This is a genomic window from Sphingomonas sp. FUKUSWIS1 (assembly GCF_000733135.1).
GTDB lineage: Bacteria > Pseudomonadota > Alphaproteobacteria > Sphingomonadales > Sphingomonadaceae > Sphingomonas > Sphingomonas aerolata.
Map to the genome: position 1 here is coordinate 1 of NZ_JPJC01000057.1, position 10,889 is coordinate 10,889.

Sequence of the window (10,889 nt, forward strand, 5' to 3'; positions counted from 1 at the left end):
CGCCGGCATCCCCATCGCGATCATGTCCGCGCGCATCGCCGCGCTGACCGCGAGCAGCCCGTCCGCCGCGCAACCCGCACGCCGGATCTGCGCGCGCGTGCCCGCCGCACGACCCCAAAGATGGATATCCGCCCCGCGCGCCTTGATCGACACGGGCACACCATAGCGTCGCCCGAGCGCGACTGCGGCGACGCCGTCGGGAAAAAAGAACGATGCATCAATGACGTCGAACGGAAAACTTGGCCGCACGGCGTCGAGCACCGGGATCAGCGCGCGGGTCAGCGCCGCGGCATGCCACCGCCCCCCGGTCGCAGGAATCGTCGTGAACCGCGGCCGCTGCACGCCCACCCCGCGCCACCTCTCCTCGAGCGGTAGCTGCGCGAGCGGCGCGAAACGCGGCATCAGACGCAGCGGCCCGGGCGGCAGGCCGATCGGTGCGACGACGTGCAGATCGACCCCCGGATGCGCTGCGAGCCCCAGCGTCTGCCGCTCGACGAAGACGCCGAAATTGGGCCGGCTCGCATCGGGAAACAGCGTGGACAGGGTCAGGACGCGCATCATGGCCCTTGGTATCGCCGCCGGGTTAAGAACCCTGTCGCCGCGATTATTGCAGGTCGACCGGCCCGGTCGCGATCACCCCCGCGCGCAGGGCATCGTCATACAACAGCGCGCTTTCGCGCTGCACCTGATGCGTCAGCCGCGCGAGCATCGCCTCGGCCTCGCCGCGGAATTCGTACCAGTCCGCAGGCTCGATCGTCGGCAGCCAGTGCGCGATGAACACCCGCCATTCACGGCGCAGCGCGTCGAGTTCGGCGGCCATGACCGCGACCGTCTCGGGCGAATACTCCGCCTCAGTCGCGATCGCGGTCAGGTCGATCACCTCGTCCTCGACGCCCAGATGATCCGCGACCAGTACCGCGAGCTCGAGCAGCTTGCGCGACGCCGCCGCGCAATTATGCCCGCGCCGCTGCAACAGCGCGACCAGGTCGGCGCAGCGTTCGGCGATACGGTCATGATCGTCGATCAGGCGTCGCCACGACGTCCGGTCGTCACGCTGTTCGGCGAGTCTTTGTGAGGTGACTTCCATCGAATTTCTCCCCTTTTCAACGCGCGCCCTCGTCCGTCATGCCCCAACCCCCGACCGCCGGCGGGTGACGATGCGCGCTACTCCCGATAGGCGGTGGTTATCGCTTCGACCTCGGCCGGATCGCCCATGATCAGGCCGATCCGCTGGTGCAGGCTGCTCGGCTCGATCGACAGGATGCGCTGCTCGCCGTCGGTGGCGGCGCCCCCCGCCTGCTCCATCAGCATCGCCATCGGATTGCCCTCGTACATCAGCCGCAGCTTGCCGACCTTGCCCGGCTGGCGGACGTCGCGCGGGTACAGGAATACGCCGCCGCGCTTGAGGATGCGGTGCGCATCGGCGACCATCGATCCGGTCCAGCGCATGTTGTAATCGGTGCCGATCGGCCCGTCCTTGCCCGCGATCCGCTCGTCGATGAACCGCGTCACCTCGGGCGACCATTGCCGCGCATTCGACGTGTTGATCGCGAATTCGCGCTTGCCACCGGGCATGCGGATGTTGGTGTCGGTCATCACCCACGACCCGATCTCGCGGTCGAGCGTGAACTCGTGCACCCCCGCGCCGACCGTCAGCACCAGGATCGTCTGCGGACCATAGACCGCATAGCCCGCCGCGACCTGGGTCTGCCCCGCCTGAAGGAAATCCTGCTCGGACACATCGGCACCCGACGCGGTCTCGGCGGCGCGCAGCACCGAAAAGATCGTGCCGACCGACAGGTCGACGTCGATGTTGCTCGACCCGTCGATCGGATCGAACAGCAGCAGATATTCGCCCTTGGGATAGCGATTGGGGACGAGGTGGATCGTCTCCATCTCCTCCGACGCCATCGCCGCCAGATGCCCGCCCCACTCGTTCGCCTCGAGCAGCATCTCGTTCGCGATCACGTCGAGCTTCTTCTGCACCTCGCCCTGGACATTCTCGCTCTCGAGGCTGCCGAGCACGCCGCCCAGCGCCCCCTTGCCGATCGCATGGCTGATCGCCTTGCACGACCGCGCGACGACCTCGATCAGCAGGCGCAGCTGCGGCTGCAGCGTGCCGGCTTCGCGTTGCTGTTCGATCAGGAACTGGGTCAGCGTCTTGCGCTTCATGGGCAGGGTACCTTCGACCGGAATGGAGAATGCAATCGTGGTTAGCCAAGCCGATCCTGCTATACCATAGGAGAGAAATGCCCGATCCGTTCGAACGATCCCTCTTTATGACGGGGTGTTTCGGCCAACCGGCTCGCGCTGGCGCGGCATTGCCGTTAGAGGCTGCCGCGATGTCCGCGTTCGACCAGCATCATCGCGACCTCTCCGCGCTTGCCACGGCAACGCGTCGCCGCGCGCTGATCGCGCGGCAAGGGGTTGATTTCGCCTCCAATGACTATCTCGCGCTCGGCCAGAGCGGGCGGATCGCCGCGGCCGTCGCGGCGGCGCTCGCGCGCGGCGTCGCGGTCGGTTCGGGTGGATCGCGGCTGCTCCGCGGCAATGATCCCGAACACGCGCTGCTCGAAGCCGAGGCGGCGGCGTTCTTCGGCGCGGAGACGGCGTTGTACTTCTCGACCGGGTACGCCGCCAACGCCGCGCTGTTCGCGACGCTGCCGCAGACCGGCGACCTCGTCGTCCACGACGCGCTGATCCATGCGAGCGCGCATGAGGGGATGCGGCTCGGCCGCGCGGAGACGGTCTCGGCAGCGCATAACGACGTCACCGCCTTTGCCGATGCGATCGCGCAGTGGCGCCGGGCGGGCGGCACCGGCCGGCCCTGGATCGCGGTCGAAAGCCTCTACAGCATGGACGGCGACCGCGCGCCGCTCGACGCGCTCGTCGCGCTCGCCGAGCAGCATGACGGCGTCGTGCTGATCGACGAGGCGCATGCCACCGGCGTGTTCGGCGACGATGGGCGCGGCCTCGCCGGGCATCTGGAGGGACGGCCCGACATCGTTACCTTGCGTACCTGCGGCAAGGCGATGGGGTGCGAGGGCGCGCTGGTCTGCGGCCCCGAAGTGGTCCGCGACTTCCTCGTCAACCGCGCGCGCGCGTTCATCTTCTCGACCGCGCCCTCGCCGCTGATGGCGAGCGCCGCGCGCGCAAGCCTGCAGATCCTCGCCGACGAACCCGACCGCCGCACCGCCCTGCGTGCGCTCATCGCCACCGCCGAAGCCACGCTCGCGCCCTACGGCGTCGTGCCGACCGGATCGCAGATCCTGCCGCTCGTGCTCGGCGACGATGCGACGACGATGCGCGTCGCGGCGGCGGTCCAGGCGGCCGGGTTCGACGTTCGCGGGATCCGCCCGCCGACCGTGCCCAAGGGCACGTCGCGCCTGCGGATCTCGCTCACGCTCAACGTCACCACACCCCAGATCGCAGGGCTCGGCGACGCGTTGCAAAAGGCCCTGTCATGACCCGTCTCGTCGTTACCGGCACCGACACCGATGTCGGCAAGACCGTCTTTGCCGCCGCGCTCGCGGGCGCGCTCAACGCAAGCTATTGGAAACCGGTCCAGGCCGGGCTCGACGGCGGCAGCGATGCGTCGCGCGTCGCCGCGCTGTCCGGTCTCGCGCGCGAGCGGATCCTGCCCGAGGCCTATCGGCTGACGACGCCCTGCTCGCCCGACCGCGCGGCGACGCTCGACGGCGTGACGATCGACCTCGACCGGCTCGTGCCCCCCGCGCTGCCCGGCCCGCTGGTGATCGAGGGAGCGGGCGGGGTGATGGTGCCGCTGACCGACACCCGCGTCTTTGCCGACCTGTTCGCACAGTGGCGGCTGCCCGTCGTGATCGTCGCGCGCACCGCGCTCGGCACGATCAACCACAGCCTGTTGTCGATCGAGGCGCTGCGCCGCCGCGACGTGCCGATCCTCGGCGTCGCGTTCGTCGGCGACGCGGTCCCGCACAGCGAGGCGGCGATCGTCCGGCTGGGCGAGGTGCGACATCTCGGCCGGCTGCCGATCCTCCCCCGGCTCGACGCCGCCACGCTCCGCGCCGCCTTCGCCGTCAGTTTCCGGCTCGAGGATTTCCGATGACATCGCCGATCTGGCATCCCTTCACCCAGCATGGTCTCGGCGACCCGATCCCCCGCATCGTCCGGACCGAGGGGGCGGCGCTCCACACCAGCGACGGGCGGCGGATCGTCGACGCGATCTCGTCCTGGTGGGTGACGACGCACGGCCACCGCCATCCCCGGATCATGGCCGCGATCGCCGAGGAGGCGGGGCGGATGGACCAGATCATCTTCGCCGGCTGGACGCATGAACCCGCCGAAACGCTTGCGCGCGGGCTCGTCGCGATCATGCCCAAGGCGCTGCGCCACGTCTTCTTCTCCGATTCCGGCTCGACCGCGGTCGAGGTCGCGCTGAAGATGGCGCTCGGTTACTGGCGCAACCGCGACGAACCGCGCGACCGGATCCTGGTGCTCGAACACAGCTATCACGGTGACACGATCGGGACGATGTCGGTCGGCGAACGCGGCGTCTACAACCGCGCCTATGCGCCGCTGCTGTTCGACGTCGGCACCATCCCCTTCCCGCACCCCGGCGCCGAACAGGCCACGCTCGACGCGCTCGAGGCGGCATGCCGCGCCGCGCCCGCCGCGTTCATCGTCGAGCCGCTCGTGCTCGGCGCGGGCGGCATGCTGATCTATCCGCCGCACGTGCTCGCCGAGATGCGCGCGATCTGCGCCCGCCACGCCGTGCTGTTCATCGCCGACGAGGTGATGACCGGCTGGGGCCGCACCGGCACGCTGCTGGCCTGCGAACAGGCGGGCGTCGTGCCCGACATCCTCTGCCTGTCCAAGGGCTTGACCGGCGGCGCGGTCCCGCTCGCGGTCACGATGGCGACCTCGGAGATCTTCGACGCGCATGTGTCCGACGATCGCGCGCGGATGTTTTTCCACTCCTCGAGCTATACCGCCAACCCGATCGCCTGCGCCGCCGCCAACGCGAATCTGGCGATCTGGCGCGACGAGCCGGTGCACGACCGGATCGCGACGCTCGGCGCACGACAGGCGGCGCATCTCGACCGCATCGCCCGCCTGCCCGGCGTGACCAATCCGCGCCGCATCGGCACGATCGCCGCGGTCGACCTGCAGGTCGGCGATCGCGGCTATCTGTCGGATCTCGGCCCGAAACTGCTGCGCTTTTTCACCGCACGCGACCTGTTGCTGCGGCCGCTCGGCAACACGGTCTACGTCATGCCGCCCTATTGCATCGACGAGGCCGACCTCGACGCGGTCTATGCCGCGATCGAGGAGGCGTGCGCGACTTTGCTCTAGTCCTCGCTGTAGCGTTCCTCGGCCCAGGGATCGCCGCGCCGGTGATAGCCATTGACCTCCCAGAAGCCCGGCTTGTCCGCGCTAAGGAACGCGATCCGCGAAATCCACTTCGCGCTTTTCCAGAAATAGAGATGCGGGATGACGAGGCGGACCGGGCCACCATGCTCGCGCGTCAGCGGCTTGCCCTGCCAGCTGTGCACGAGCAGCGCGTCCGCCGCGGCGAAATCGGCCAGCGGGACATTGGTGGTGTAGCCGTCATAGCCGTGCAGCGTCAGGAACGCCGCCGCATCCCCCGGGCCGACATGGTCGAGCAGGTCGCGCGTCGTCACACCCGACCAGTCATTGTCGTAGCGCGACCAGGTCGTGACGCAGTGAATGTCCGACCGCACCGCGGTCTGCGGCAACGCTATGAACCCCGCCCAGTCGAGCGTCACCGGCCGCTCGACCATCCCGTCGATCGTCAGCCGCCACCGCTCGCGCGCGATATCGGGCTGCTTGCCGAGATCGAGCACCGGCCAGTCGCGGACCAGATGCTGCCCCGGTGGCAGGCGGTCGCCCTCCGCGCGGTCCGTCGCTCCCGTCAGGAACTTGCCCTCGCTTGCCCAGCGTTGCTTCGACCGCGTCAGCTTGGTCGGTTCGGACCTGTCATCATCGCTCATGCGGAACAGACTAGGCGGCTTGCGGCGACGGGGCCACCGTCGATTTCCCGGGGGATTTCCCAGGGGATTTCACGCTGCGGAGCGGGTATCCCCCGATAATGCCTCAACCGATCACCTTCTATGTCGGCCATCAGGGCCGGGGCCATGCCAATCGCGCGATGGCGATCATCGACGCGTTGCCCGCCGGCCGCGCCGTCACGATCCTGACCGCACGCCCCGCGCTGTTCGACGGGTTCGCGCGCGCCGTCACGCTGGTGCCCCTGCCCGACGAGGGCGCGGCCAGTGACAGCCCCCCGCCGGCGCTCGCGGCGCAGCCGACCCCCGACATCCTCCACCGCGCACCGATCGGCGACGCGGCGATCCGCGCGACGATGCGGACGATCCTCGACCATCTCGACACGGTCGATCCCGCGCTGTTCGTGGTCGACGTCTCCGCCGAGATCGCGCTGCTGGCCCGCATCGCCAGCGTCCCCGCGATCGGGATCCGGATGCACGGCAACCGCGGCGATGCCGCGCATCTCGCCGGCTATCGCGCCTGTGTCGGCCTGCTCGCGCCCTTCGACGAAGCGCTCGAACAGCCCGAGACCCCTGACTGGATTCGCGCCATGACCCATTATGCGGGCGGGCTGTGCACCGCGCGGGACGTCGTGCCGGGCAAGACGGAGGCGCGGGCGATGCTCGGCCTCTCCCCCGACCGCGAGATCGTCGTCGTGCTGACCGGCGGCGGCGGCGCAGGCACGCCCTATGCGCCGCTGACCATGGCCGCGCGCGCGCTGCCAGAGACCGACTGGCTGGTGCTCGGCCCCGTCCAGCGCGAAGGCCATGAGACCGATTTCGGCAATCTCCACCTGCGCGGCTGGGTCGCGACGATCACCGCGCACATCGCCGCGGCCGACGTCGTCGTCGCCTCCAGTGGCGATACCATCGTCCACGAAATCGCGCGCGTCGGCCGCCCCTATGTCTGCGCGCCCGAATGGCGCTATTTCGACGAACAGATGCGCAAGGGCGAACGCCTGGCCGAACTCGGCGCCGCGATCCTGGTGCCAAGCTGGCCCGGCGCATCGACCCCATGGCGCGGCCTGCTCGACGCCGCCAAGGCGCTCGACCCCACCGCACTCGCAAGCCTCTACACCCGCACCGCCGCCGCCAGCGCCGCGGACTATCTCGACCGGCTCGCCACCGATCTCTGGACACGCTGAACCGGCATTACCGGGTTGAAAGACGGGCGGGTCCGATCCGGATGTTTTTAGCTGTATCCAGTGCAATGGCAGGCTAGCCTGCGTCATGCACCTGACCCGCCCACAGGCCGACTCGCTCGCCCGTGAGGGCATGACCGCGCTGCGCAACGGCAACGCCGCTGTCGCCTATGAAAAATTGTCGCTGTTGCGCGACGGCGCACCGGGCATGCCCGCGCCCTGGTTCCTGATCGCGCAGGCGGCGCAGGCTATCGGGCGCGACGACGAGGCCGACGACGCGCTCGTCCGCTTTCTCGCGACCGAGCCCCGGCATCTCGGCGCGCTGCTGACGATGGCGGCGCTGAAGCGTCGTCGTAGTGACGATCGTGCGGCGGAGTCCTTCTATCGTACCGCGCTGTCGGTCGCGTCCCACCCGGGCGCAACCATCGCCCCCGCGCTCGTCCCCCTGCTTCGGGCAGGCGAGACCTTCCTGACCGAAGTCGCCGGCCGCTTCTCGGCCCATCTCGACTCGGCTCTCAAGGACATGCCGCGCACGGCGAGTCCTCGGATCCGCCACGCGCTCGACCTGCTGCTCGGCCGGAGCGAGCTCTATCTTCAGCAACCCTCGATGTTCTATTTTCCGGGTCTGGCGCAGCGTGCCTATTTCGAGCGCGACGAGTTTGACTGGGTCGCCCCGATCGAAGCGGCGACCGGCGCGATCCGCGCCGAACTCGACGCAGTGCTCGCGGCCGGACAGGGCTTTGCACCCTATGTGCAGACGATGGCCGGTCGACCACCGCCCGCAAACCCGCTGCTCGACGATCCGGGCTGGGGCGCCTTTCACCTCTGGCGTGGTGGCGTGCCGGTCGAGCCCAATGCAACGATGTGCCCGAACACGATGGCCGCGCTGTCGCTGGCGCCGATCCCCGTCATTCCCGGCCGGTCGCCGATGGCGATCTTCTCACGGCTGACCCCCGGCACGCATATCCGCCCGCATCACGGCATGCTCAACACGCGGCTGATCTGCCACCTACCCCTGATCGCGCCTGACGGATGCGCGCTGCGCGTCGGGTCCGAGACGCGGCCGTGGCGCGACGGCAGGATGCTGATATTCGACGATTCTTTCGAGCACGAGGCGTGGAACCGGGGGACGCAGACCCGGATCGTCCTGCTGTTCGAAGTCTGGCGTCCCGAACTGACCACAACCGAACGCGACGCGCTGACCGACATATTCGCCGCGATCGACCGGTATCAGGGTCCCGTGGTCGATACCGGCTAAACGCGGCCGGCGTGTCGATCAGTCGCCCGGCATCGCGCGGGTATGCATCTCGCGGGTTTCGTCCTGCGCCAGTTCATACTGGCGTCGCCATTCCGCCTTGGTCAGGCAGATGCGCTGGCTCGCGACCAGCGAGCCCGTCCTCGCCTGCGCACGACAGATCTTCTTCTCCGGCAAGGGCCCCGCGGTTGCTGACGCGGTCGTGGGTCGGACACCCGCAGGCAGCGTCCACACGACTTGCCCCTCCTGCCGGGTCGTCGGCCCGCCGCCGCCCGGTGCGACATAGGCCGCAATCTGCGCATGCGAGAACAGGAAGTCGCACGTCGCCTCGTCGAGCGACGCAAAGCCGCTGCTCTTCGAAACCGCACATTCGCGCAACCGCCCCTGCCGATCGACGGTAACGCTGATCCCGACGGTTCCCTGCTCACCGCGACGCAGCGCTCCGCGCGGATAATTGGCGAGCTGAACCCGTGCATTCCTTTCCCGGAGCGCCTGCAGCGCGGGATCGTCTGCAGATGCAGTGGAGACGGGTGCGATTTGCGCCCCGACGGCCGATAGGCCGACCATACCCCCAACGAGCGCGATGACCCAGGACCCTCGGCTTGCCCATGACAGCATCGTCCGCATAGTTTCGTCTCCAGCCAGTATTTCACCACCGCAGCCTCGCGCGGGCAAGCTCAATCCACCACGTCGCCCGCCATGCCCAGCTGCGCGCCGAGCGTCCCGAACATCCGCCGCATCATCGCGATTTCGCTCGCGGTGAGATGCGGGTTCCAGACGTCGACGATCAGGACGGCGCGAATCTCGTCGCTGTCGTTCCACGCCTCATGCTCGATCGTGTCGTCAAACACGAACGCCTCACCGACGCGCCACGCTCGGGTCTCGCCACCGACCCGAAAGCCGCATCGGTCGGGAACGATCAGGGGGAGATGCACGACGGACCGGATATTGCTGACCCCCGTATGCGGCGGCAGCCGCGTGCCGGGCTTGAGGACCGAGAAGAAGGCGGACGGCCCGCGGCCGGGAATGTCCGCCAACGGCAGCGTCTCCAGCATCGCCGCGGTTTGCGGGCACCGCGTGCACACCGCATCGTCGCGCACGCCATACCGCCACAGATATCGGGCGCTCCACAGATCCGACCCGTCGAGCGGGGTCCACCGGTTCGGCGGCGTGCCCGGCGTCATCGCGACATAGGGCGCGAAGCCCGGTGCCCCATCGGCAAGAAGGTTTTCCAGCTCTGCGCGGATGGCTGGCGTGGCCGCTTCGAACGCGGCCAGCCAGGGAAAATGCCGCCGCGGGAAGAATTCGTCCGCGGGCAGGAATGGAAAATGCAGCCCGTGGGGTACCGGCGCATGGATCGCCCGACGACCGAGCATCGCATCGATACAGACGTCGATGCGACGTCGGTCGTCCGCGGCCGCATCCTCCCGCAACGGTGCAAGCGCCGTATCGATGGCATCGGACAGCGCACGTGTATGCTGCGCGATCCTATCTGAGGCACGGACGAGGAGCTGGCTTAACGCCGGCGACCGCTCGGGGAGCGACTGAACGATCGTGGCCACTCCACCCCAGCGAAACGCCGCCGCCGCAGTGTTACCGACGCGGTCCAGCAGTTCGGCCAGCCGGACGTTCGCCATCAGATTGCGCTGGTCGAGCGCGAGTGCGCGTTCGAGCGCGGTCTGTTCCCCCACGCTGTCGCCGAGCCCGCGATAGGCGCTCGCCAGGTTCATCCACAGCGGCGACGCGGCAGGGTCAGCCGTCGTCGCGCGCGCGAAATAGCCGACCGCCATACCATCGCCCCGCGCCAACGCGTCGAGGCCCAGCGCGTTGAGCGCAACAGGATGCTCGGGCGCAATGCCGAGCACGTCGTGAAAGACAGCGCAGGCCCGCGCACCGTCGCCGGCACGCTGCGCGGTATCGGCAGCTTGCAACAACATCTCGAGCGACGGCCCCGGCTGCTGACGCATCACCGGAGCGCCGTTATTGCGCACCGCTGCGTGCGGCACGTTCGACCATATCCTGTCCAGCGGCACGTCCCGCCTGCGCGATCTGGTCCCATTCTGCGCGCGTATGGCATTCGCGTCGCGTCTCGATCAGCGATCCCGACGGCGCCGATCGCTTGCAGATCCGACGCTCGGCCGGCGGCGTCGCGGCCGGTGGCGCCTCATCGCGCTGCGCCATCGTTGCGCCGGCCGCTGCCACAGTGAACGCGGACGGCGCCGCCACGATCAGCGACGCCGCGGCAAGACCCGATCGGACCGCCGATCCACACCATGTCGTCCGCATCATCATGCCGCTCCGCAATGCATTGCCGGTACGCATCATGACGGGTCCTTTCAGTTTCGCAACGAGATTTTGGCCGATTCGGACGTACCAAGACCGGTGGCAGTCGGGACCATGATATGCGATCCCGATGCCATGACCCGTCCGACCCGCCCGCCCGCC

The 10,889-nt window shown here is 68.9% G+C and carries 12 protein-coding genes; 5 read left to right on the forward strand and 7 right to left on the reverse strand.

Annotated elements, in window-relative coordinates; genetic code table 11:
• From sphsw_RS04515 to sphsw_RS04525, 3 genes are all read right to left on the reverse strand, one after another.
• A partial coding sequence (locus tag sphsw_RS04515; protein ID WP_031439574.1) for a glycosyltransferase occupies positions 1 to 561 on the reverse strand: 561 nt, incomplete at its 3' end.
• 43 nt (positions 562 to 604) lie between these two features.
• Positions 605 to 1,087, reverse strand: coding sequence for a hemerythrin domain-containing protein (locus sphsw_RS04520; protein WP_031439564.1), 483 nt, complete (start codon positions 1,085 to 1,087; stop codon positions 605 to 607).
• A 77-nt stretch (positions 1,088 to 1,164) separates the two neighbouring features.
• Positions 1,165 to 2,172, reverse strand: coding sequence for a class 1 fructose-bisphosphatase (locus sphsw_RS04525; RefSeq protein ID WP_031395046.1), 1,008 nt, complete (start codon positions 2,170 to 2,172; stop codon positions 1,165 to 1,167).
• 170 nt (positions 2,173 to 2,342) lie between these two features.
• On the opposite strand from sphsw_RS04525, the gene sphsw_RS04530 reads away from it, so the two are divergent.
• Genes sphsw_RS04530 through sphsw_RS04540 form a run of 3 tightly spaced genes read left to right on the forward strand, consistent with a single transcriptional unit; the run spans position 2,343 to position 5,334 of the window.
• Positions 2,343 to 3,467, forward strand: coding sequence for an 8-amino-7-oxononanoate synthase (locus sphsw_RS04530; protein ID WP_031439565.1), 1,125 nt, complete (start codon positions 2,343 to 2,345; stop codon positions 3,465 to 3,467).
• Positions 3,464 to 4,087 carry a dethiobiotin synthase gene (bioD, locus tag sphsw_RS04535; protein ID WP_031439566.1) on the forward strand — a complete coding sequence of 208 codons (624 nt, stop codon included), beginning with the start codon at positions 3,464 to 3,466 and terminating at the stop codon, positions 4,085 to 4,087. Before sphsw_RS04530 ends, bioD begins: the two co-directional genes overlap by 4 nt.
• Positions 4,084 to 5,334, forward strand: coding sequence for an adenosylmethionine--8-amino-7-oxononanoate transaminase (locus tag sphsw_RS04540; protein WP_031439567.1), 1,251 nt, complete (start codon positions 4,084 to 4,086; stop codon positions 5,332 to 5,334). The genes bioD and sphsw_RS04540 overlap by 4 nt, the downstream gene beginning before the upstream one ends.
• On the opposite strand, the gene sphsw_RS04545 is transcribed toward sphsw_RS04540, so the two are convergent.
• On the reverse strand, positions 5,331 to 5,993 hold the full coding sequence (locus sphsw_RS04545) for a sulfite oxidase-like oxidoreductase (protein ID WP_031439568.1): 663 nt from the start codon (positions 5,991 to 5,993) through the stop codon (positions 5,331 to 5,333). The two genes, sphsw_RS04540 and sphsw_RS04545, sit on opposite strands and share 4 nt — an antisense overlap.
• 98 nt (positions 5,994 to 6,091) lie before the next feature.
• Here sphsw_RS04545 and sphsw_RS04550 point away from each other — a divergent pair, with 98 nt between their 5' ends.
• On the forward strand, positions 6,092 to 7,192 hold the full coding sequence (locus sphsw_RS04550; RefSeq protein ID WP_031439569.1) for a glycosyl transferase: 1,101 nt from the start codon (positions 6,092 to 6,094) through the stop codon (positions 7,190 to 7,192).
• Positions 7,193 to 7,277: 85 nt separating this feature from the next.
• Positions 7,278 to 8,447: an aspartyl/asparaginyl beta-hydroxylase domain-containing protein gene (locus sphsw_RS04555; protein ID WP_052380843.1), complete on the forward strand. Its 1,170-nt coding sequence runs from the start codon at positions 7,278 to 7,280 to the stop codon at positions 8,445 to 8,447.
• A gap of 18 nt (positions 8,448 to 8,465) precedes the next feature.
• Here sphsw_RS04555 and sphsw_RS18265 read toward each other — a convergent pair whose 3' ends face one another.
• From sphsw_RS18265 to sphsw_RS04570, 3 genes are read right to left on the reverse strand one after another with little or no spacing between them, the layout of a single operon-like run.
• Entirely contained in the window at positions 8,466 to 9,071 is a 606-nt protein-coding gene (locus tag sphsw_RS18265; RefSeq protein ID WP_081874130.1) for an energy transducer TonB, read from the reverse strand.
• Between the two features lie 50 nt (positions 9,072 to 9,121).
• Positions 9,122 to 10,411 (reverse strand): aspartyl/asparaginyl beta-hydroxylase domain-containing protein, encoded by a 1,290-nt coding sequence (locus sphsw_RS04565; RefSeq protein ID WP_052380844.1) that lies wholly within the window; start codon positions 10,409 to 10,411, stop codon positions 9,122 to 9,124.
• A gap of 13 nt (positions 10,412 to 10,424) precedes the next feature.
• Positions 10,425 to 10,769 carry a hypothetical protein gene (locus tag sphsw_RS04570; protein WP_031439573.1) on the reverse strand — a complete coding sequence of 115 codons (345 nt, stop codon included), beginning with the start codon at positions 10,767 to 10,769 and terminating at the stop codon, positions 10,425 to 10,427.
• Between the last annotated feature and the right edge of the window lie 120 nt (positions 10,770 to 10,889).

Bases quoted from the DNA above. Each gene is read 5' to 3' on its own strand.
- sphsw_RS04520 (WP_031439564.1), bottom strand. From the start codon at position 1,087: ATGGAAGTCACCTCACAAAGACTCGCCGAACAGCGTGACGACCGGACG.
- sphsw_RS04525 (WP_031395046.1), bottom strand. From the start codon at position 2,172: ATGAAGCGCAAGACGCTGACCCAGTTCCTGATCGAACAGCAACGCGAA.
- sphsw_RS04530 (WP_031439565.1), top strand. From the start codon at position 2,343: ATGTCCGCGTTCGACCAGCATCATCGCGACCTCTCCGCGCTTGCCACG.
- bioD (WP_031439566.1), top strand. From the start codon at position 3,464: ATGACCCGTCTCGTCGTTACCGGCACCGACACCGATGTCGGCAAGACC.
- sphsw_RS04540 (WP_031439567.1), top strand. From the start codon at position 4,084: ATGACATCGCCGATCTGGCATCCCTTCACCCAGCATGGTCTCGGCGAC.
- sphsw_RS04545 (WP_031439568.1), bottom strand. From the start codon at position 5,993: ATGAGCGATGATGACAGGTCCGAACCGACCAAGCTGACGCGGTCGAAG.
- sphsw_RS04550 (WP_031439569.1), top strand. From the start codon at position 6,092: ATGCCTCAACCGATCACCTTCTATGTCGGCCATCAGGGCCGGGGCCAT.
- sphsw_RS04555 (WP_052380843.1), top strand. From the start codon at position 7,278: ATGCACCTGACCCGCCCACAGGCCGACTCGCTCGCCCGTGAGGGCATG.
- sphsw_RS18265 (WP_081874130.1), bottom strand. From the start codon at position 9,071: ATGCGGACGATGCTGTCATGGGCAAGCCGAGGGTCCTGGGTCATCGCG.
- sphsw_RS04565 (WP_052380844.1), bottom strand. From the start codon at position 10,411: ATGCGTCAGCAGCCGGGGCCGTCGCTCGAGATGTTGTTGCAAGCTGCC.
- sphsw_RS04570 (WP_031439573.1), bottom strand. From the start codon at position 10,769: ATGATGCGTACCGGCAATGCATTGCGGAGCGGCATGATGATGCGGACG.